Annotated in this window: 19 protein-coding genes; 7 read left to right on the forward strand and 12 right to left on the reverse strand. The window is 64.2% G+C overall.

Annotation, left to right across the window (positions count from 1 at the left end; translation table 11 throughout):
- Positions 1-18: 18 nt before the first annotated feature.
- From A3AC_RS0115670 to A3AC_RS0115680, 3 genes are read right to left on the reverse strand one after another with little or no spacing between them, the layout of a single operon-like run.
- On the reverse strand, positions 19-1,962 hold the full coding sequence (locus A3AC_RS0115670) for a putative bifunctional diguanylate cyclase/phosphodiesterase (protein ID WP_025599953.1): 1,944 nt from the start codon (positions 1,960-1,962) through the stop codon (positions 19-21).
- On the reverse strand, positions 1,959-2,486 hold the full coding sequence (locus A3AC_RS0115675; RefSeq protein ID WP_025599954.1) for a YfiR family protein: 528 nt from the start codon (positions 2,484-2,486) through the stop codon (positions 1,959-1,961). Before A3AC_RS0115675 ends, A3AC_RS0115670 begins: the two co-directional genes overlap by 4 nt.
- Position 2,487: 1 nt before the next feature.
- Positions 2,488-4,527, reverse strand: a complete 2,040-nt coding sequence (locus A3AC_RS0115680; protein WP_025599955.1) for a TonB-dependent receptor plug domain-containing protein — start codon at positions 4,525-4,527, stop codon at positions 2,488-2,490.
- A gap of 321 nt (positions 4,528-4,848) precedes the next feature.
- Between A3AC_RS0115680 and A3AC_RS0115685 the strand changes: the two genes are divergently transcribed.
- The 6 genes from A3AC_RS0115685 (at position 4,849) to A3AC_RS0115710 (ending at position 8,606) form a co-directional block, all read left to right on the forward strand.
- On the forward strand, positions 4,849-5,097 hold the full coding sequence (locus A3AC_RS0115685; RefSeq protein ID WP_051361637.1) for a hypothetical protein: 249 nt from the start codon (positions 4,849-4,851) through the stop codon (positions 5,095-5,097).
- 383 nt (positions 5,098-5,480) lie between these two features.
- Positions 5,481-5,765, forward strand: a complete 285-nt coding sequence (locus tag A3AC_RS0115690) for a CsbD family protein (RefSeq protein ID WP_025599958.1) — start codon at positions 5,481-5,483, stop codon at positions 5,763-5,765.
- A gap of 107 nt (positions 5,766-5,872) precedes the next feature.
- Positions 5,873-6,247, forward strand: coding sequence for a phage holin family protein (locus A3AC_RS0115695; RefSeq protein WP_025599959.1), 375 nt, complete (start codon positions 5,873-5,875; stop codon positions 6,245-6,247).
- Positions 6,244-6,546, forward strand: coding sequence for a hypothetical protein (locus A3AC_RS0115700; protein ID WP_025599960.1), 303 nt, complete (start codon positions 6,244-6,246; stop codon positions 6,544-6,546). Before A3AC_RS0115695 ends, A3AC_RS0115700 begins: the two co-directional genes overlap by 4 nt.
- 155 nt (positions 6,547-6,701) lie before the next feature.
- Positions 6,702-7,871 (forward strand): zinc-dependent alcohol dehydrogenase, encoded by a 1,170-nt coding sequence (locus A3AC_RS0115705; RefSeq protein ID WP_025599962.1) that lies wholly within the window; start codon positions 6,702-6,704, stop codon positions 7,869-7,871.
- Positions 7,872-7,994: 123 nt separating this feature from the next.
- On the forward strand, positions 7,995-8,606 hold the full coding sequence (locus A3AC_RS0115710; protein WP_025599963.1) for a hypothetical protein: 612 nt from the start codon (positions 7,995-7,997) through the stop codon (positions 8,604-8,606).
- Positions 8,607-8,705: 99 nt separating this feature from the next.
- Here A3AC_RS0115710 and A3AC_RS0115715 read toward each other — a convergent pair whose 3' ends face one another.
- A complete protein-coding gene (locus A3AC_RS0115715; protein ID WP_025599964.1) occupies positions 8,706-8,963 on the reverse strand; it encodes a hypothetical protein in 258 nt (85 codons plus the stop codon).
- A gap of 149 nt (positions 8,964-9,112) precedes the next feature.
- On the opposite strand from A3AC_RS0115715, the gene A3AC_RS0115720 reads away from it, so the two are divergent.
- Positions 9,113-10,861, forward strand: a complete 1,749-nt coding sequence (locus A3AC_RS0115720) for a RecQ family ATP-dependent DNA helicase (RefSeq protein ID WP_025599965.1) — start codon at positions 9,113-9,115, stop codon at positions 10,859-10,861.
- Here the strand turns inward: A3AC_RS0115720 and A3AC_RS0115725 are convergent.
- From A3AC_RS0115725 to A3AC_RS0115760, 8 genes are all read right to left on the reverse strand, one after another.
- The gene (locus A3AC_RS0115725) at positions 10,840-11,847 is read right to left on the reverse strand and encodes a UDP-glucuronic acid decarboxylase family protein (protein ID WP_025599966.1); all 1,008 of its coding nucleotides are present in this window, start codon (positions 11,845-11,847) and stop codon (positions 10,840-10,842) included. The genes A3AC_RS0115720 and A3AC_RS0115725 overlap by 22 nt on opposite strands.
- 34 nt (positions 11,848-11,881) lie before the next feature.
- Positions 11,882-12,838 carry a glycosyltransferase family 4 protein gene (locus A3AC_RS0115730; RefSeq protein ID WP_025599968.1) on the reverse strand — a complete coding sequence of 319 codons (957 nt, stop codon included), beginning with the start codon at positions 12,836-12,838 and terminating at the stop codon, positions 11,882-11,884.
- Positions 12,828-13,967, reverse strand: coding sequence for a glycosyltransferase family 9 protein (locus A3AC_RS0115735; protein WP_025599969.1), 1,140 nt, complete (start codon positions 13,965-13,967; stop codon positions 12,828-12,830). Before A3AC_RS0115735 ends, A3AC_RS0115730 begins: the two co-directional genes overlap by 11 nt.
- Entirely contained in the window at positions 13,964-15,043 is a 1,080-nt protein-coding gene (locus A3AC_RS0115740; protein WP_025599971.1) for a glycosyltransferase, read from the reverse strand. Before A3AC_RS0115740 ends, A3AC_RS0115735 begins: the two co-directional genes overlap by 4 nt.
- A complete protein-coding gene (locus A3AC_RS0115745) occupies positions 15,040-16,785 on the reverse strand; it encodes a carbamoyltransferase family protein (protein ID WP_025599972.1) in 1,746 nt (581 codons plus the stop codon). Before A3AC_RS0115745 ends, A3AC_RS0115740 begins: the two co-directional genes overlap by 4 nt.
- A 25-nt stretch (positions 16,786-16,810) precedes the next feature.
- Positions 16,811-18,070, reverse strand: coding sequence for a lipopolysaccharide heptosyltransferase II (waaF, locus tag A3AC_RS0115750; protein ID WP_025599974.1), 1,260 nt, complete (start codon positions 18,068-18,070; stop codon positions 16,811-16,813).
- Complete coding sequence (locus A3AC_RS0115755) at positions 18,067-18,672, reverse strand: D-glycero-alpha-D-manno-heptose-1,7-bisphosphate 7-phosphatase (protein ID WP_025599975.1); 606 nt, start codon at positions 18,670-18,672, stop codon at positions 18,067-18,069. The genes waaF and A3AC_RS0115755 overlap by 4 nt, the downstream gene beginning before the upstream one ends.
- Before the next feature lie 109 nt (positions 18,673-18,781).
- Positions 18,782-20,077 (reverse strand): glycosyltransferase family 4 protein, encoded by a 1,296-nt coding sequence (locus A3AC_RS0115760; RefSeq protein ID WP_025599976.1) that lies wholly within the window; start codon positions 20,075-20,077, stop codon positions 18,782-18,784.
- Positions 20,078-20,101 lie beyond the last annotated feature (24 nt).

The raw sequence follows: 20,101 nt of genomic DNA on the forward strand, positions 1-20,101 counted from the left end.
CAGCGGTCAAGGGCGCACTCAGGCGGTCGGGGCGCGTTGTGGCCGCGCTCCGGGCTGCGTGCGCAGTCCGACTGGCCTGTCTTTTTCCGGGGCTTCTTCCGCGCGAATGATCGCGAGCAGTTGCGGCAGCGACATCGGATGCCCAGTGAGGTAGCCTTGCACGACATCGCAGCGCGCATCGCACAGCCATTCCAGTTGCGCCGGATATTCGACGCCTTCTGCGACCACCAGCAGCCCGAAACTATGCGCCATCGAAATAATGGCCGTGACGATGGGCTGACCGCCGTTCGGCAATGGACAGATAAAGCTGCGGTCGATCTTGATGCTGTGCACCGGAAAGGATTGCAGATACGACAGCGACGAGTAACCGGTGCCGAAGTCGTCGAGCGAAAGGCGCACGCCCGCTGCGCGCAATTCCTGCATTGCCTGAATGCCCACCGACATGTTGGACATCAATTGACTTTCGGTCAGCTCGAGTTCGAGCAGCGAAGCGGGCAGGCCGCTTTTTTGCAGCGCGTTGCACACTTCGTTGGTGAAGCCCTCGGCCCGCAATTGCCGCGCCGAAATGTTCACAGCCACATGCACGCTTGCGTTGCGGCCGGCGTTCCAGTTTGCCGCGTCGCGGCATGCGCGCCACAGAACCCAGCGGCCGAGCGACACGATCAGGTCGCTGTTCTCTGCAATCGGCACGAATTCGGCGGGCGAGATCGGCCCTTCCGAAGGATGCGTCCAGCGCACCAGCGCTTCCGCGCCAAGCAGCCGGCCCGACAGGCAGTCGAATTGCGGCTGGTAGACGATCTCCAGTCCGTCCTGATCGACGGCCTTGCGCAGTTCGGCCTCAATACGCGCGCGCCGTTGTGCCTCTGCCGTCATCTCGCTCTGAAATTCCACGGCAATGCTCTTGCCCCTGCTTTTAGCGGAGTACAGCGCGATGTCGGCATTGCTGACCAGTTCGGCCATTTCGCGGGTGTCCTCGGGATAGACGCTAAAGCCCACGCTCGCCGTCACGGCCGAGTCGCTGCCTTGCAGAAGGAACGGGCGTGACAGATTGCGCGCGATGCGCCCGGCAGTCGCGCGTGCGCGAACGCGGCTGGCGTCGGGCCCGAGCACCACGGCGAATTCGTCGCCGCCGATGCGGCTCACGAGGTCATTGGGCCGCACCACATTGCGCAAGGCTTCGGCAACCTGCTTGAGCAGTTCGTCGCCCGCGCCGTGACCCAGCGTGTCGTTGACGATCTTGAAGTTGTCGAGGTCCACCATCATCAGCGCAACGCGCTTGTCCGCCGCGCTCGCCTTGTGCAGGCGCGCCTTCAGTTCGTCGTAGAACGCGCGACGGTTCGGCAGATCCGTCAGCGGATCGGTCGAGGCGAGATATTGGAGGTCCTTTTCCGCGCGCGAGACGCGCTCGCGCATGCGCCTCATGACGAGCGAGGCGATCCACACGGAACACAACGATGCGCCCACGAGGAAGCAGCCATATTGTGCGAGCTGCATCTGAATGGCGTCCGTCGTCGCCACGATCACAATGCTGCCGAGCGACTGGTTGTTATGAACGATCGGAGCCGCGACGAAGATGTCTGCGAGCGAAAGGCGCTGCGAGTTGCCGGCTTTCGCCAGCGTGCCTTCCTCGGACTCCTCGCGGCTCAAGCCTGGGCGGGTGTAGCGCACGAACAGGTCGCCGGCCGGCGTATAGACAGTGGCGCTTTCCACGTGCGGGACCTTGCGCAATGAGCCGAGCACTTCCGCGGTGGCATCGCGGTCGCGGAACATCGCGGAGGCGGTCAGATTTTCGGCGAGCACCGAGGCTTGCATGCTGACGTCCTCGGTCAGCGAAGTGCGCAGCGAAAGCGCCTGATAAACGAGCAGCACGACGCTCGAAACCAGCAGCGCGATCGCCACGCCGACGAGGTTCACGTGCTCGCGCGGCCATGCGAATTTGCGCCAGACCGAGAAACTGTTCATAGAACCGTCCTTGCCAGCCGCATGAGTTTCGAACTCAGCGTGATGCGCCGGCGTGAAGCTTCGGTAACGTTGATATCGAATTTCAGATGCTCGCCCTCGCGCACGAGGCGGATCACCCAGCCCTGCTCGGTGGCGTCGGCCTCACTGACGATCACGACGGGCGCGTCGGACGCGAGCAGCGCCTTGATCGCCGAACTCGCCGCGGTGCCCGCTGTGAGCACCGCGAGTTGGCAATCCGCCGCTTTTTCCGCGCGGGGCAACGGGCGAACCCGCCACGCCTCTTTGCCTCCGTGCTTGCCGTCCAGTCTCGCGAGTGCCTGGCCAAGCGGGCTCTCAGGATCCGCGCATACGGATACTATGTTGTCGGCGGGGCGCCCCGCAGGCCAGTCGGTGAACTGCGCGAAGTTGAAGATGTACGCGGCCTCGAGCGCAGGCAGGTCGACCTGCGCGTCGACGGTGTGCACGATCAGGGGCGACGCGAACAGGACATACGCCGCGATGATCTGGATGCGAACGCGGTCCATATCAGAACCCGTAGACGGCCTTGAAGAGGAAGGTACGGCTTTGCTGCGCAACAGTCTCCTGTATGAAGCCGGGGCCCACTGGGTCGGCGTACCGTTTGTCGGTCAGGTTATAGATCGAGAAAGACAGTTCGGCTCCACGAACCAGCCGGCGCGAACTGAGCGTGAGGTTCGCCAGACAGAAGCCGCCCGCCTCGCCGGCCACGGCCAGACGCGACGACGTGCATTGCACCTCGAGCCCGCTCATCAACGCATCGGCGAAGAAAGGCGCGGCCAGGTTGAGCTTCGCGAGATGCCGCGGCGAGTTCTGCAGCGCGGCGCCGGTGTCGGAATCGTGAGCGATCTGATACGAGTAACTCGCGCGCAGACGCGCGCGCGCGAATCGCTGCTCGTAAGCGAGTTCGGCGCCGCGCGCGGTCGCGCGGCTCACGTTGCGGAACATGAAGAGGCCGGACGAGTCCTGCGTCTCGCTGATCAGATCGCGCGCGTAGTACTGGAAGAGCGAAAGCGTTGCGCGGCCCGTCGTGGACACCGCTCTTTCATAGACGAGTTCGGTCGTCGCGATGTGCTCGGCCTTTAGCGACCGGTTCCCCAATTGCCCGTCAGGGCCGCTTGACGCGTAGTACATCTCGTAGGCGTTCGGCGCGCGGTAGGCCTCGCCGTACAGCAGCTTGAACGTATCGCGCGGCGTCAGCTTATAGATCAGCGCGATGCGCGGACTCAGGTTGCCGCCCGCGGCGGTCTGCTCGTCGTAACGCAAGCCCGCGTTCAACGTGAAGTTGGCGGGCAGCGTGATTTCATCCTCGATATAGACGCCGGCACGATTGCCGCTGTGATGGTCGTCGAGAATTTGCGAATAGGGCGCGACGTTGTAGTTGTACTGGTCGAGGCGCGCGTCTCTCGCGAAGTCCGTGCCGATCACGATGCGATGCTTCGCAAGCGACGAAATGGTTGCATGCACATCGGCCCCGTACCACAGCGCATGGCTTCCGTCGATGTTGACTATGTACGGTTCTGGGCCGTTGACCGCGGGCATCCGGTAGTCGTAACGGCCCCAGTAGACCTGCGACGCCAGCAAGACGCCGTCGGAGAGCGCGTGCTGGTAAGAGAGATCCAGATAGCTATGCGTATCCGACACGCTGAACGGCGCATTGAACACTGCGCCGTATGGCGCATCGGGAATACCCTTAGTGCGATTTCCGTAGATGAGGCTCAGCCGGAAGTCGCCATAAGCGGCTCGCGCAAGAAAGTTCTGCGCACGGTCGTAGTCCAGCCGGTTCGCGATGCCGTGGTTCTGATCGGGCGTGTCGAACTCTGGATAGTAGAGATCCTGGCCGTTTCGTCCGTACGCTGTTGCCGACAGCAGAATGTCGGCTCCGTGCGCTCCATGCCAGCCGTATGACGCACGCGCCTTCTTTTCGCCGAAGCTGCCTGCCGCGACGGCGGCTTCCGCGCCGGCCAGATCGCTGCCGCTTTTGGTGATCACGTTGATGACGCCAAAAAGTGCGTTGGCTCCATACATCGACGAACCCGGACCCGGCACGTACTCGATGCGCTTGACCATGTCCATGTCGAGCGGGAAGTCCGAGCCGATAGGCGCCTGACCGAACACGCCGTCGTTCGTGCGAATGCCGTCTATCAGCAGCAGGAAGCGGCTGTTGTAGTCGCCGGGGCGCTGAAAACCGCGTGCGCCGAGATATTCATATGAGCGGTCGTTCGTCACATAGAGGCCAGGCAGCGACGCAAGCGCGTCGGCGAGCGTGCGCCAGCCAAATTGACGGATGTCCTCGGCGGTCAGCACGACGACTGCAGCGGGGGCGTCGGTGACGGACTGATCGAAACGCGACGCGGTATTCACCGTGACCTGCATCAACGCTTCCAGAGGCATCGCGGCGAGCTCGGCAGTGTCCGGGGTCGGCGCGATGCTCCCGGCAGACTCGTTGTTGGCGAATGCGGCCGGCGAGCACAGCGTCGCCAGTCCAGCTACCGAATAAACGACAAGGCGGTGCGTAATGGAATCGGAAGCGCGCGTAATTAGAGCCATGACAGCCGTTGATCTGAGGAACGCTCCTCACAAAATGGATTGTTACGTCCTGTTATCGGCTCGCGGCAGAGAAGCTTGAATGAAGATGCGCTCCGCATGCAGGTTAGGCGAGGGCGGACATTGTAAAAAAGGGCGTGGACAAAGGCCGTTTTGCGCGATGAAAAGGCGCGCAGGAGCGAGGCCGCCGGGCGGGATTCATGCGTTCTCGCACGCCGCTATAGCGCGCCCTGCATGGATTTCGGCGGTATCGGACGGGTGAACTGGAGTGTTGCGGCACGCGGCTTGCTCTCTCAGTGCTTTTTACCGCTAGACGCCACCTTCATGCGACAGACCTTCCCCACCGGAGCGCTCGGCTCCATGCGACAGGCAATGATCGAACGCGATCTCGCCCATATAGAACACGTGCTGTTGTCCTCCCAGGCAAGCGCGCGCGAGAATTCGGCTCTTCCTCTTAGCTACTGGCACGACCGCTTGCGCCGCATCAAGGACGGCGGCCAGTTGTGGGGCATGCATCTTCGCAAGATCGACACGTTGCAGCGCCTTCTCGACGGCGCGCTACCGCCGGGTTAACCCTGTTCCTCATCCGTTGTTTGCACGCGCCTGCTGCACGCGGTTGCGTATGCAGCCGCGCGTCGCGACTTGCCCTGGTTGCGCGAATGCATTTGTCGATGTATTAGGGAGCCCTGGAGCATTTGCCTTTGCGCACTCGGCTGTCTGCTCGTAGTGCCCGCCTGATTCCGCGTTTTCTTCGCGACGATCCGTCGCCCACTTCTGTGCTCTTCTCCCTCGCGCGTCCGTAGGACTTGCGGCGCCGACACCTCCTTATCAACTCAGTCTTCGACATCTGCTCGCGCGGCGCGCTTCTTGCGGCGTGACGGCAACGCATGCCGGGGGCTCCGGCAACGCGGCCAGTGCAGTGCACCTTCGGTGCGCACCAACCACGGAGAAGAGACATGGAAACAGGGAAAGTGGAAGGAACGGTGAAGGAAATCGGCGGCAAGCTGGAGCAGACGGCGGGCGAAATGCTCGGTGACACCGGGACGCAAATGTCCGGCACTGCACGCGAATTGAGCGGCAAGGCTCAACAGGTGTGGTCGGATCTCGCGGACGTGGTGCGGGAGACCACCACCGAGCGGCCATTCACTGCGCTCGCAATTGCGGCCGCCGCCGGCTTCATACTCGGCGCGCTGCGCTCGGCGACCGCCCGCGATGTTCGCGGCGACAGGGATTACCGTTAGATACGGTTGGCACAGAGCCGATTGCATCGTTCCGATGAGCGCTCGCCGCCGGCCGGCACATCCGGCGGCGGGCGCCCGTGACGGCAATTGCTGGCGGGAGATACACGATGTCGATACATACCAAGGTCAGCCAGTGGCGCAACGTCGCGCGCTTCTGTTCCAGCCGGGCTGTCGATTATGCCGAGCTTCTGGCGCTCGAACTGGACGAGGCTAAAGCGCGACTGGTACGCGAGGTGATCGCGATGGTCGTGCTGGCGGTCGCCGCCATGTTCACCCTCTCTTTTCTTTGCGTGGCCATCATCGTGACGGCGTGGAATACGCCCTACGTCGTGGCCGTTGCGTGGGGCGTCGCGGCCGCGTGGCTGCTCATATCGATTGCCACGTTCGCGATGATGAAGATGCAAAAGCCTGTCGAGCCGTTGCACGTGCTGCGCGACGAAGTGTCGAGCGACCTCGAAGCCCTGAAGGATGCCCTCAAATGAAACACGATCCACGCTGGCATCAGGAACACCGCGCGGCCATCCTGCAGCGCATGGCCATGACGCGGGCGCAGTTGCTGTCCGCGAATCTCGCGCTGCGTACGCCGCGTCGAGCGATAAAGGCCGGCGTGCCGGCCGTCAACGTGATGACCTCGCTCGCCGATACGCCATATGTTGCACTGGTGCTGGCGGCCGGTCTTGCCGCTGTGCTGCTCGGGCCGCGCAAGGCGATCGGAACGCTGGCGCGCACCAGCGTGATGGCCTGGCTCACGAAGTCCGCGCGAAGCGTATTTCAGCGCTAGCGCTCTGCGGCGCTTCCCTACCCGCGCCGCGAATTTACACGCGCGATGTAGCAACTATCGCGTGACGCCGATCGCGGCGCATTCATGCGCGTATGTGCAGTGCGCACGGTTGAGCAGCGAGCCGAAGGAACCGTACCTAGAGTGTGGAGGAATTTATGAAGGCCCTCAGGTGGCATGGCAAGAAAGACATACGCTGCGACAGCGTGCCCGATCCGAAGATCGAACATCCGCGTGACGCGATCATCAAGGTGTCGAGCTGCGCGATATGCGGCTCCGATCTTCACCTCTACGACGGCTTCATGCCCGGTATGGAATCCGGCGACATCATGGGTCACGAATTCATGGGCGAGGTGGTGGAAGTCGGCAACGAGAACACCGCGCTGAAGGTCGGCGACCGCATCGTCGTGCCGTTCACGATTATCTGCGGGGAATGCGATCAATGCAGGCGCGGCAACTTCTCGGTGTGCGAACGCAGTAACCGCAACAAGGACGTCGCCGACAAGATGTTCGGCCACACGACAGCAGGTCTCTTCGGCTATACGCACCTGACGGGCGGTTATCCCGGCGGACAGGCCGAGTTCGTGCGCGTGCCGTACGCGGACAAAACGCACGTGAAAATTCCCGACGGTCTCACCGACGAACAGGTGCTGTTTCTCGGCGACATCTTTCCGACCGGCTGGCAAGCCGCTGTGCAATGCGATATCGAACCGACCGACACGGTCGCGATCTGGGGCGCGGGTCCCGTCGGGCAAATGGCGATTCGCAGCGCCGTGCTGCTCGGCGCGAAGCAGGTGATTGTGATCGACTGCGTGCCCGAGCGTCTTTCGATGGCGCGCGCGGGCGGTGCCGTCACGATCGACTTCAAGGAAGAAAGCGTGCTCGAGCGATTGAAGGAACTGACGGGCGGCAAAGGCCCGGAGAAATGTATCGACGCCGTGGGCATGGAATCGCACGCCACGCGCTCGCTGGACGCAATGTACGACCGCGCGAAGCAGGCCGTGATGCTCGAAACGGACCGCCCGCATGTACTGCGCGAGATGATCTATGTTTGCCGTCCTGCTGGAACGTTGTCCGTGCCTGGCGTGTACGGCGGGCTGCTGGACAAGATTCCGTTCGGTGCGTCCATGAACAAGGGACTCACGTGGCGCATGGGGCAAACGCACGTGAACCGGTGGACCGACGACCTGTTGCGGCGAATCCAGCAAGGGCAGATCGATCCGTCGTTCGTAATCACGCATACGGTTTCGCTGGATGACGGTCCGCGCATGTACAAGACGTTTCGCGACAAGGAAGACGGCTGCATCAAGGTCGTGCTGAAGCCTTGACGGTTTGTGCGGCCGGTCGCGGCGGACTGTGACTTGCTGTCACTGTCATGCAAAGCGCGCTGCATTTTTTTGGGCATGAGAGAGCGGCGTTAATCGCGGCTCTTTACGATGAAGGTGACGCAAATGGATTCTCGGAGTGACTCGAAGCAGGAGGGCGCTCGCGCGCTGAAGGAAAGGCTGCCGCAACCGGATTCGATCGCGCGCGGCCTCGGCTGGTTCAGCATTGCACTGGGTGTCGCGGAACTCGTCGCGCCTCGCATGATGGCCCGCGTCGCCGGCGTGGAGACAGGCGACGGCGCCATGCGTTTTTATGGCTTGCGCGAGCTGGCGTGCGGCGTTGGCATTCTGGCGTCGCGTAATCCACGGCCGTTTTTATGGGCACGCGTGGGCGGCGATGCGCTCGATCTCGGCACGCTGGCGCTGTCGTCGAACAGGTTGAGCGCGCGCGAGCGGCAACGCGCGGGCGTTGCGGCGGTCAACGTTGCGTGCGTCACGGCGCTCGACGTGTATGCCGCGACGTGTGCGTCCAACGCGCCGCGCGGGCAGTCCCTCGACTACAGCGACCGCACGGGTTTCGCGAAATCGGCGGAGCAGATGCGCGGCGCCGCGCTCGCGGACTTCAAAACGCCCCGCGATATGCGCACGCCCGAGGCCCTCGCGCCATACACGCGTAGCGAGCGTTCGGCGTCGCAGGCGGGAGTTGGACGCGTCGGCAGCGCGACGAACGGAGCATGAGTGGGCGAAGCGTATCTGTTCGCGTTGCGGGTACGCTTCGTTTCATTTCGGTTTCGGTAACCACGTGCGGCGATTCCGGCCATCGGAGAGCGGGCCGGCTCAAGCACCCAAGTCGTCCTTAGTGGTGGGATGCCCCTTCGCGCCGCCCGGTTCCAGATCCGGGTCGACGTGATCGTGCTCGGGTGTGTACGGCCCTTCTGACGGATGATCTTTTCCTTTTGGAATGAGCGTGGCGTCCATGCTTCCGTGCGGGCGCTGTTCGACTGTGCCATCGGACTTCACCTTCACGTCGCCATCGCGAACCCGTTCACGCCGTTGGTCCGCGCGTTCGACCGGATCGGACGGTTCCTGATTCATCGCTTTCTCCTTTCGGTTCGTTCACGCATTCGTTCATGCACATCATGCATCGAGCAAACGCGATACCCGCGGCGCGCTGCACGCGAATTGCTGTCAACTTTCATCTCACCGCGGGCGAGCGTGCCCGCCAAGGACACCAGCTTCCAGCCATGACACTCGACCAACGGCTTCGCAGCATGCGCAAGACCATGCGCGACATGTTCGGCATCGCGCGTTTGCGCGCCGGCCAGGAGGACATCATCCGCAGCGTATTGCAACATCGCGACACGCTCGCCACGATGCCGACCGGCGCGGGCAAGTCGCTGTGCTATCAGTTGCCCGCGTTGCATCTGGATGGCATGACGCTTGTCGTCTCGCCGTTGATCGCGCTGATGAAGGACCAGGCCGACAAGCTGCTCGCGGCGGGCATCGACTGCACGCTCGTGAACAGCACGCTTAAGAGCCGCGCCGAGCGCGAAGCGCTGCAACGCATAGCAGCGGGCGACAGCGGCATTGTGTTCGTGACGCCGGAGCGTCTCGCGCAGCCGGCCTTCATCGAAACGTTGCGCGCGCGCCCGGAGAATCGCGTCGGCCTCGTGGTCGTGGACGAAGCGCACTGCGTGTCGCATTGGGGACACGATTTCCGCCCCGCGTTCCTCGAGATCGCGGCGGCGGTGAAGGCGCTTGGGCAGCCGCCCGTGCTCGCGTTGACTGCCACGGCAACGCCGCGCGTGATCGACGACATCGTTCATTCGCTCGCGTTGCGCGAGCCGCGCGTGGTTCGCACCGGCACGTATCGCGAGAATCTGCGCTATCGCGTGGTACAGGTCAGCACGGCGGGTGGCAAGGACGGCGCTGCGCGCGCAACGGCCGCGAAGCGCGAGCAACTGTCGACGCTGATCGCGTCTCTTCAGGGCACCGGCATCGTCTATGCGGCCACCGTGCGCGACGTCGACCGCATCTACGGCTGGCTGTCAGAAGCCGGGGAATCGGTCTCACGCTACCACGGTCGGATGGCGGCGGCCGCGCGCGAAGAGGCGCAGGAACAGTTCATGTCCGGCACGACCCGCCTGATGGTCGCGACGAACGCGTTCGGCATGGGCATCGACAAGGCGGACATACGCTTCGTGATTCATTACCAGATGCCTGGCAGTCTGGATGCGTACTATCAGGAGACGGGCCGCGCGGGCCGCGATGGAGAACCCGCCGATTGCGTGCTGCTGTTCGATCTGAACGACAAGCGCATCCAGCAGTTCTTTCTCGCCGGGCGCTATCCGAGTGTCGAACTCGCGCAGCGCGTGTATGACGCGTTGGCGGCGCGTGTCGGCGAAGACCCGAAGGGCGCGACGCTGAAGGCGCTCAAAGAAGCGTTGCCTGAAGTGGGCGCGGGCAAGCTGGAAGTCGCCTTGAACATGCTGGTCGATGCGCGCGTGGCGGGCCGCGACCGTCAGCGCCGCTATCGTCTGCGCGAACATGACGACGCACGGCAGCCGGCGCGCGACACGGTCGCGCAAGCCGCAGCGCAATTCGAGCAGATGAGCGCGCACGACAGGCAGACGCTGCAGGCGATGATCGACTACGCGCAAACCGGGCAATGCCGCTGGCGCGCGATTCTGGACTATTACGGCGATGCGCCTGCTGTCGAGCGCTGCGGTGTGTGCGATAACTGTGTGCGTCCGCCGCAGATCGATGTGGCGCCGGAGGCTATCGTTGCGGGCGAAACGTCAGCGCATGAACTCTCGCCGACCAGCAGGAAAGCGCCGCCCAAACCGCGCATCTGGGCTCCTGGCGATGCAGTGCGCGTGCCGCGTTACGGTGCGGGCGAAGTCGCGCTCGCGAGCGGCGAACAGGTGGCCGTGCAATTCCCGGACGGCAGCACCCGCACGTTTCTCGCGAGCTACGTAAGAGCCGGACGCTGAGTCGCGGGCTCCGTGGAGGTGTCCACTGCGGAGCCCGCCTCGATCCGCGCGCGGAAGTACCGCGCGGTTTGCTTCAGCCCCTCGTCGAGCGAGGTTTGCGGCTGCCAGCCGAGCAGTTCGCGCGCGCGCGAAATGTCCGGCTGCCGATGCCACGGATCGTCCGTCGGCAATGGATGCAATTCGAGCGGAGAGTTCGAGCCGGTAATCGCGACGATCCGCTCTGCAATTTCGCGCATGCTCACTTCGTGCGGATTGCCCAGATTGACGGGGCCGCCTGGATCGTCGGCGGTATTCATCAGGCGGATGAAGGCGTCGATCATGTCGTCCACGTAGCAGAACGAACGCGTTTGCGAGCCGTCGCCGTAGAGCGTGAGCGGCTCCCCGCGCAGCGCCTGCATCATGAAGTTCGATACCACGCGGCCATCGGCGGGATGCATGCGCGGCCCATACGTGTTGAAGATTCGCGCAATGCGAATCGACAAGCCATGCTGGCGGCGGTAGTCCATGAAAAGCGTTTCTGCGCAGCGCTTGCCCTCGTCGTAACAGGAGCGCGGTCCGATCGGATTCACATGGCCCCAGTAGTCTTCCTTCTGCGGATGCACGAGTGCATCGCCGTACACCTCGCTTGTCGACGCCTGAAAAATCCTGGCCTTCACGCGCTTCGCGAGGCCGAGCATGTTGATTGCGCCATGCACGCTCGTCTTGGTGGTTTGCACCGGGTCGTGCTGATAATGAATCGGCGATGCGGGACACGCGAGGTTGTAGATTTCGTCCACCTCGACATACAAAGGAAATGTCACGTCGTGACGCATCAGCTCGAAGTTCGCGCAGTCCAGCAGATGCGCAATGTTGTCCTTCGTGCCCGTATAGAAGTTGTCCACGCACAGCACGTCGTGGCCCTGCGTGACGAGCCGCTCGCACAGGTGCGAGCCGAGAAAGCCGGCGCCGCCTGTGACCAGAATCCGCTTGCGAGTGAGTTCTTTCATGTCGTATCGTCCTCGTGATGATTCGACCCGCGGCTCATGCGGTGACCTGCAGCAGGGCGTCGTGCCAGTCCTGCGCGAAGCGGTCTATGTGGAACCGCTCCAGCGCGGTGCGCCGGGCGCCTTCGCCAAGACGCCGTGCTTCCGCCGGGTCACGCAGCAACTCGTGCATCGCGTCAAGCAGTGCATTCACGTCGGTATGCACGAAGCCGTTTTCGCCGTTGCGAATCACGGTGGCGAGTTCCGTGGTCGCGAGCCCGACAATCGGCATGCCGATCGTCATCGCCTCGACAATCGCAAGGCCGAGACTGGTCCAGCGAATCGGATTGAAAAAGAAGCGGTAGCGCGCGGTGAACGCCGCGAGATCCAGATTGCCGATTTCGCCGATGCCGTCGAGGCGCTGCGCATCCATGCCAACCAGATCGAGCGGCACGCGCGTGCGCAGGTCAGCGAATACGTCCGCGCCCAGCCGCCGCCCGCGCTGTGCAAGATGATTCACGACGACAATGCCGCGTTCCAGTTCGCCGCTGTAGCGCACGCCTTCGGGCACCACCACGCCGTGCTCGATCACGCGCGTGGGCGTCACGCCGCAATCCCACATCAACTGGTTGAAGTGCGTGACGTGTACCAGCAGTGTGTCCGGATCGTCGACCCAATGCCACTGCTGGAACGGGTTTTCCTGCGGCGGATCGTGTTCGATATAGATGCGCGGCAGGCGCCGTTGCGCGTCGCTCAGCACATGCTCGCGGTCGTATTCCCAGTGCGTTCTGTGCTGATACAGCACGACGTCGAATTCCTGATCGGGCACGTCGTCCGCATTGATTTCGTGGACGTTGTCGCCCCACGGCAGCACGCCGACCTTGCCTGCATAGCCGGGCGGGTTGCCCGGCTTGGTGACCAGATAGAAGTCGTGCGGCGCCTGGGTCAGGTAGTACAGATAGTTGCCGTGGACGTGCCATGTCAGCACACGCAGACGGCGGCAGTTACGCAGCATGATGCAACTCCTCGAAGGGCCCGGTTCCTGTTTGCGTGTGCAATGCATACGGACCGGCGGGATGCGCGCCGCGAGCGTGGGCGAGTTGCGCGCGCGCCGTCTCGACCACGAGATCGACGCTGATGTTGAGCGCGCACGGATGACCATAGGGACATTCGCGGAACATGCACGGACGGCACGGCGGATAATCCGCGAGCACCCGATGCCGCGCGTGATCGAGCGGCGCCCAGCGTTGCGTGTCGCTACCTGAAGCGATCACGACCGATGCGGTCGCCATGGCGGCGGCGATGTGCGAAATGCCGGTGTCGTTGCAAACCACCAGCCGCGCATGCGCGACGAGCGCAGCCAGTCCACCGAGCGAGGTCGCGCCGGCCAGGTGCAACGCGGGCGCGGTCATCGCGCCGAGCACCTCGCCGGTCAGCGATGCTTCCGCCGCTGTGCCGGTGATCGCGATCTGCCAGCCTTCGGCGGCGAGGCGATCCGCGACTTCAGCGAAACGTTCGGCGGGCCAGCGGCGCGAGGGTAGTTGCGCGCCCGGATGAACCAGCACGAGGCGCTGCGCCTCGATACCGTGGGTTGCCGCGAGCGACGCATATTCCTCGCCGTCGCGCTCGCTGAGCGGAAACCACAACTGCCGCTCGGCGGTTTCAGCGCCAAGCGCGCTCATCAAGGCGAGATAGCGCTCGGGCTCCGGCAGATCATCCGGCCAGCCGATGAATACGCCGTCGCGCGGTTGCTCGTCTGGCTGGACAAAGCCCGCGTACGCCCGTGCGCCGAATTGCAGCAGCAGATCGTTCGCGACGCCGCCGCTGCCATGCAGCTGAATCGCTAGATCGAAAGGTTGCGCACGCATCTGCTCGTAAAACGCGGGCAGGCCTTCGTTCGATTCGCGCTGCTCGGGAAAGCCCTCTGCACCGGGAAACACAATCAGTTCGTCGACGAGATCCGCATAACGCTCGACAAACGACTGCGCCCACGGCAAGCCGATCAGTGCAACATGCGCTTGCGGCGCGGCCTCGCGCAGCGCCCGCAGTGCGGGCACCGAGCACAGCATGTCGCCGAGTTGCAGCGCGCGAAAAATCGCTATGCGCCGCGGTGCGAGTGATGCGAGCAACGAGCCTGCATTCATAGGAAGAGCACCTTGTAACGTACCGCGCCGTAGAGCCGCCAGTAGATCGAGAGAAAAGGAATCGGAATGGACGTCCACGCCATTTCGGCAATGTGCCGCCAACTGCGGTCGCGCCCGCGCAAACGCATCACGCAGAAATAGACGGTCAATGCGAACCATGCGAGCAGGCCGAGGGTGATAGTCGTGGCGTCGCCCACCAGCGCGCCGATCAGCGCAGCGCATGCGGCGCACAGAATCAGGTAATAGAGCACCGGCGGCGATGAGCGAATCCGGGTCCTGAATAGTTCGGGATGCTTTTTATATAGAAGCGCGTCGAACTGGCTCTTCTTCTGCTGCGAGATGCTGACGCCCCAGCGCGCGGGGCGCACCGGATGCACGACAACCGCTTCGTTCGCGCGCACGATCTTGCCGCCGGCTTGCAGCAACGTGAACTGCAGGTCCGAGTCTTCGCGCCATGCCGCTGTGAAGCGTTCGTCGAAGCCGCCTGTCATGGTCAGAAAGCTTCGGGCTACGAACACATTGGCGGTGGCGAATTCGGCGCGTTCGAGACCGCTCGCATCGGCCTCGTAATCGGTGGGCGACGCGGGCAATGGAACGACGATTTTTCCCGCCGCAGCGGCCGCGCCCTGGCGAATCGCCGCGAGTCCTTCTTGCAACCAGTGTGGATCCGGCAGTGTGTCGTCGTCGGTGAAGGCGATTACCGGCGAGCGCGCCTGCTGCCAGCCCGCATTGCGCGCGCCCGCAGGGCCTTGCGTGCGAGTGACCGGCACATAGCGCACCGCGAGGCCGCGCGCGGCCTGTTCCGCAGCAATGCGAGCGACGCAGGCGCGCGTCGCTTCATCCGGACCGTCGTCGCACACCACGATTTCATAGCGTCCCGCGGGAAACTCCTGTTCGGTCAGCGCACGCAGGCAGGCGGCGAGCATATCGGGCCGCCGGTATGTCGGCACCACCACCGAGACGTCGAGGTGCGCGAGCAGCACGCCAGGATAGCCTGCCGCAATGGGCTCGGCCTCGCTATGCGGATTGCTGAAACTGCCCTGTACGCCGATGGGTCCCGTAGCGGATGGACTCATGCGCTGCCCCGCGTTTTGTCGACGAGGAACGGACCGATCACGAGTGCGTCGAGCGGCGAGGTCCAAAACGACTCCACCGCGTCGCGTGGCGAATTCACCATCGGCTCGCCACGCGTGTTGAACGACGTATTCACGAGAATCGGCACGCCGGTGCGTTCGTTGAACGCGGCAAGCAGGTCGTAGTAGAGCGGATGCTGCGAACGGTTGACGGTCTGCACGCGTGCGGTGCCGTCTACATGCCGCACGGCGGGAATGCGCGCGGCCTTGTCGGCACGCACGTCGAACACGAACAGCATGAAGGGCGCGACGTTGCCGTTCACGAACCATTCGCTCGCGTGCTCTTCCATGACGACTGGCGCGACCGGCCGGAAGTCCTCGCGGTCCTTGATCTCGTTGAGCTTTGCCTGCATGTGCGGATCGACGGGCGACGCGAGGATAGAACGCGCGCCGAGCGCGCGCGGACCGAATTCCGTGCGGCCCTGATACCAGCCGATCACCTTGCCGCTCGCGAGCAGGTCCGCCGTTTCGCCTGCAATATCGTCAAGCCGCCGGTACGGCACCTTCGACCATTTGAGGAACTGTTCGATTTCCTCTTCGGGATACTCCGGGCCGAGGTACGCGTGATCCATCGTCCAACGACGCTTGCGATCGCCGTGTTCGCTGCGTTCGCGATAGTCGATCCACAGTGCCGCGCCGAGCGCGGTGCCCGCGTCGCCCGCTGCGGGTTGCACCCATACTTCGTCGAAGGGGCCTGCATCGCGCAGTTTCGAATTCATCACGCAGTTCAATGCGACGCCGCCCGCCATGCTGAGCTTTCGCAAACCGGTCTTGTCATGCAGCCAGCCCGCGAGTTGCAGCACGGTTTCTTCGAGCACGCGCTGCAACGAATGCGCGATGTCGAAGTGGCGCTGCTCGAGCGGACCACCGCGTTCGCGCGCCGGGCCAAAGCGCTTGACGAGGCGCGGGGCCTCCACCGTATAGCTGCCGTCGCCGCGATAACGCACGATGTCGCGGAACACGTCGATGTATTCCGGCTTGCCGTACGACGCGAGCGCCATCACCTTGTACTCGTCCGAAGAATGCAGAAAGCCGAGCCAGTCGGTTACCGCTTCATAAAGCAGTCCTAGCGAGTGCGGCAACTCGACCTGTTTGAGCCGCGTGTATTCGCCGTCGACGAATTGGCCCATGCTCGTCGTCACGCCTTCGCCGCGGCCGTCCATGGTGAGCACGGCAGTGTCGCCGTATGGCGCGGCGAGAAACGCGCTTGCTTCGTGCGCGAGGTGATGGTCGACAAAATGCCATTTGAAGCCGTTGTCGCGGTCCACGCCCTGAAAGCGCTTGCGCAGATGATGCGGCGCGCCGTCGAGCAACTGGCCCTTCGCGTTTGCGATGTAGCTGAGAAAGAGCGGGTCCCACGGCGATGCGGAAGGGTCGGACAGGCGCGTGTTGGCCGGATCGAACGGCAGCTCGATGGTCGCGCCGGGGCGCTTCGGCATGCCGCTAAAGAGGCTCGGATCGTACGAGTACGCAACATGGTCGACGTCGGCAAGCGTGATGCCGGCGGCTTTCAGGCAGTAGTCGATCGCATCGAACGGCAGTTGCCAGGTCGAGAAGGGCACGGGGCGCTTCGCATGCTTGACGTGCGTGAAGCGTTCGTCTTCGGCGGCGGCGAGCACCACACCGTCGCGCAGCAGGGCTGCGGCGCTGTCGTGATAGACGGCATTGATTCCGAGTGTGTACATGGGCGTTCGCTGTAGGAGTGGGTTGTCAGGGCACCACCGGTTGACCGGGGAGCGGCGGCACCGCGTCGCTGTGGTGGTCAGTGGATGCGTTATCGGAAGAGCAGCACGCGGACGCGGCGCGCGACTGCGCTTCGGCGCGCAGCTCGAGCGCGGCTGTCACGACCTCGCCGGGCGTCACCCCAAGCAGGCACGCGTGATGATGTTGCGGACACACGCTGCGATAACACCAGCGGCATTCGACATCGCGAAACAGCACGCGATGCGGCGTTTGCCACGGCGTGTGCTGCGGATTCGTGAGTGCATACAGATCGACGACCGGCGTGCCGAGCGCGGACGCGAGATGCACCGGGCCGCTGTTGTTGGAGACCAGCACGCTGGCGCTTTCGACCAGCGCTGCCAGTTCGCCGAGTGCGAGCGCGCCGCTCATATCGTGCAGTTGTGTACGAACGCGCGGCGCAGCGGCGGAAATCACGGCCTCGACAAGGACGCGCTCGCTTGCGCTGCCGGTGATCAGAATGGGTGCGCCCGTTTCTTGAGCGAGCCGCGTCGCCACCTGACCGAAGCGCTCCGGCGGATAGCGGCGCGAGGCGGCGGTTGCGCCCGGGTGCAACACGATCGGCGCGCTCCCGTTTGCATCGAGGTGCATGCCGCGTGCCGCGAGTTGCCTTGCCAGCGTGCGCCGATCCGACTCGTGCACCGCGAAGCGCATGTGAGTATCGGGCGCATGCGCGCCGACCTGGCGCACGAGGTCCAGTTGCCGCTCCACTTCGTGGCGTGTGCGCTGCTGGGGCTCCGGTTCGCGCAACCAGTCGGTGAGCAACGCATACGGATTCTCGCGGCAATGCGCGAGCCGCCGCGGGATGCCCGCCAGATAGCACAGCATCGCGGCCGGCAACGGGCTCTGACTGTAGACGGTGAAGATCACTGCCGCGTCGAAGCCGCCGCGCCGCAAGCGTTCCTGCATGCGTTGATCGTCGGCGAGGGAACGTGAACTCGCAGACGGATTCGCGACCCATGGCGCCTCGTATTCGATCACGTCGTCGACATCGTCCAGATACGGCGCGAGCGCGGCGCCGCTGCGCGATCCAAGCAGCGTGATATGGCGTCCGGGACCGGACTCGCGCAATGCATGCAGCGCGGGTGTGGTCATCAGCACGTCGCCGAGGTTGTCGAGCCGCACGCACAGAATCCGCTTGATGTCCTCGCCCCAATGCGCAAGCTGCGGGCTCTCAGGCACGCGAGCGTGTGCGAGCATGGGTTGAGCGATCAGCAGCGGCGCGTTCATTGAGCGGTTTCCTCGCCGGCGGGCGCGGGCCGCGCCGCCGCTTCGACACTGCTCGCGACGATGCGGGCCGCCTCATGCAGATCAGCGGCGCGCGCGTGGGGCACGCGCTGCTGGCCTTCTATCCACTCGGTCTCATGGCCGTTGTCGAGCAGGATCGTGCGGCATCCGGCGCGATTGCCCGCTTCCACGTCGTCGAGAATGTCGCCGATGAACCAGCTCTGCGCGAGATCGAGCCGATGCTCGCGAGCCGCGCGCAGCAGCAGCCCTGGGGCCGGCTTGCGGCAGTCGCAGGCAGTCGCATAGGGCGCCACGCTGCCATCCGGATGATGCGGACACCAGTACGCGCCGGCGAGCGTCGCGCCGCACTCGGCAAACATGCGGGCGAGCTCGGCCTCCATGTCCTTTAACGCCGCACGCTGAAACTTGCCGAGCGCGACGCCCGACTGATTGCTGATCACGAACAGCGCGAACGGCTGGCTCGCGAGCAGCGTCAACGCTTCGCGCGCGCCCGGTGCGAGGCGCATCAGCGAAGGGTCGATGTTGTAGGGCACGTCGTCGAGCAGCGTGCCGTCTTTGTCGAGAAAAACAGCGGGTTGCGGCATGATGATGGCGGTGCTGAAAACGTGAACGATTCTCCGGAGACGAACAGCCGGTCCGCCCCGGTTCGACAAAACAGGTCGCGCTGATAGCGCTGCGATGAGGCGCGGCGTTCTAGCGGAACGACGCGCCGGCCGCCGCGCGCAGTCGAACCTCCACGCGTTCTTCCGCGGTTTTTGCAGGCAGGAGCCGCGCGGTGCGCATATAAATGCGCGCGAGCGATTCGCCCACGCCACGCCACGTGAACTCCTTGCGCGCGCGTTCGAGACCTGCTTCGCCCATGCGCTGCGCGAGCGCGGGATCGCGCCGCAACTGGTGAAGACGCGCGGCGAGCGCGAGCGGATCGCGCGGCGGCACCAGAAAGCCTGTGATGCCGTCGGCCACCGAATAGCGGATACCGCCGACATCTGCACCGATTACGGGCGTGCCGCAGGCCATTGCCTCGACCGGCGTGATGCCGAACGGCTCGTACCACGGCGTCGTCACGAACACGTCGGCGGCGCTGTAGTAGTAGCGCAGTTGCGCGCGCCCGCGCCGGCCGACAAAGTGCGTCTGCTCCGCGACGCCGCATTCGTGTGCGATGCCGCGCAAGCGCGCGATTTCCGGCGTGGCCTTTTCATTGGGCGCATCCGAGTTGCCGCCCACTACATACAGTTGCGCGGAGGTTCTGAAGGCCTTTTTCAGCACGCCGACACCGCGCACGACGTTGTCAATGCCCTTGCGCTCGACGAGGCGGCCGAGCTGCAGCACGGTGAATTGATCCTGCTCCCAGCCGAGCGCTTCTCGCGCGGTGGCGCGGTCCATCGGATGAAACTCGTCCGCGTCGAAGCCGCAGGGCACGATCTGAATGCGCGCGGGGTCGGCCTGGTAATGCCCGATCAGGTCCGCTTCGTCCTGCGGACATTCGGCGATTACCACGTCGGACTGCGCGACGAGGTCGTCCTCGATTGCGAAGCGCTCGTCCGGGAAGCCGTCGTTCGCGCCTTGATGGATCCGGCGCACGCGGCCGAGTGCATGGAATGTCGTGACGAGCGGCACGCCGAGCGCCGCTTTCACCTTCATCGCCGCGAGGCCCGACATGAAGAAGTTCGCATGTATCACGTCATACGGTTTCTTCTCGCGGCGAAAGAATTCGATCAGGAATGCGGCGAACTCGTCCATGAAGGGCAGCAGCAGTTCCTTCGGCAACTGCATGGGCGGCCCCGCGGGGACATGGATCACGCGCACGCCCTCCATATCGGAGATGAGCGGCAGCAGCGCGCGGTCGCGGCGCGTGAACACATCCACTTGATGGCCCATCTCCGTGAGTTCACGCGCGACGTTCGCGACGTAAATGTTTTGTCCTCCGCTGTCGACGCCTCCGGCGACGGCGAGGGGCGAGGCGTGTTCACTGATGAGGGCGATCTTCATTGACATTCCTTCGCGAGATAGGCG

The sequence above is a fragment of the Burkholderia sp. WSM2230 genome (genome assembly GCF_000472445.1).
Taxonomy (GTDB): domain Bacteria; phylum Pseudomonadota; class Gammaproteobacteria; order Burkholderiales; family Burkholderiaceae; genus Paraburkholderia.

Coding starts and splice junctions, on each gene's coding strand:
- A3AC_RS0115670 (WP_025599953.1), bottom strand. CDS start 1,962: ATGAACAGTTTCTCGGTCTGGCGCAAATTCGCATGGCCGCGCGAGCAC.
- A3AC_RS0115675 (WP_025599954.1), bottom strand. CDS start 2,486: ATGGACCGCGTTCGCATCCAGATCATCGCGGCGTATGTCCTGTTCGCG.
- A3AC_RS0115680 (WP_025599955.1), bottom strand. CDS start 4,527: ATGGCTCTAATTACGCGCGCTTCCGATTCCATTACGCACCGCCTTGTC.
- A3AC_RS0115685 (WP_051361637.1), top strand. CDS start 4,849: ATGCGACAGACCTTCCCCACCGGAGCGCTCGGCTCCATGCGACAGGCA.
- A3AC_RS0115690 (WP_025599958.1), top strand. CDS start 5,481: ATGGAAACAGGGAAAGTGGAAGGAACGGTGAAGGAAATCGGCGGCAAG.
- A3AC_RS0115695 (WP_025599959.1), top strand. CDS start 5,873: ATGTCGATACATACCAAGGTCAGCCAGTGGCGCAACGTCGCGCGCTTC.
- A3AC_RS0115700 (WP_025599960.1), top strand. CDS start 6,244: ATGAAACACGATCCACGCTGGCATCAGGAACACCGCGCGGCCATCCTG.
- A3AC_RS0115705 (WP_025599962.1), top strand. CDS start 6,702: ATGAAGGCCCTCAGGTGGCATGGCAAGAAAGACATACGCTGCGACAGC.
- A3AC_RS0115710 (WP_025599963.1), top strand. CDS start 7,995: ATGGATTCTCGGAGTGACTCGAAGCAGGAGGGCGCTCGCGCGCTGAAG.
- A3AC_RS0115715 (WP_025599964.1), bottom strand. CDS start 8,963: ATGAATCAGGAACCGTCCGATCCGGTCGAACGCGCGGACCAACGGCGT.
- A3AC_RS0115720 (WP_025599965.1), top strand. CDS start 9,113: ATGACACTCGACCAACGGCTTCGCAGCATGCGCAAGACCATGCGCGAC.
- A3AC_RS0115725 (WP_025599966.1), bottom strand. CDS start 11,847: ATGAAAGAACTCACTCGCAAGCGGATTCTGGTCACAGGCGGCGCCGGC.
- A3AC_RS0115730 (WP_025599968.1), bottom strand. CDS start 12,838: ATGCTGCGTAACTGCCGCCGTCTGCGTGTGCTGACATGGCACGTCCAC.
- A3AC_RS0115735 (WP_025599969.1), bottom strand. CDS start 13,967: ATGAATGCAGGCTCGTTGCTCGCATCACTCGCACCGCGGCGCATAGCG.
- A3AC_RS0115740 (WP_025599971.1), bottom strand. CDS start 15,043: ATGAGTCCATCCGCTACGGGACCCATCGGCGTACAGGGCAGTTTCAGC.
- A3AC_RS0115745 (WP_025599972.1), bottom strand. CDS start 16,785: ATGTACACACTCGGAATCAATGCCGTCTATCACGACAGCGCCGCAGCC.
- waaF (WP_025599974.1), bottom strand. CDS start 18,070: ATGAACGCGCCGCTGCTGATCGCTCAACCCATGCTCGCACACGCTCGC.
- A3AC_RS0115755 (WP_025599975.1), bottom strand. CDS start 18,672: ATGCCGCAACCCGCTGTTTTTCTCGACAAAGACGGCACGCTGCTCGAC.
- A3AC_RS0115760 (WP_025599976.1), bottom strand. CDS start 20,077: ATGAAGATCGCCCTCATCAGTGAACACGCCTCGCCCCTCGCCGTCGCC.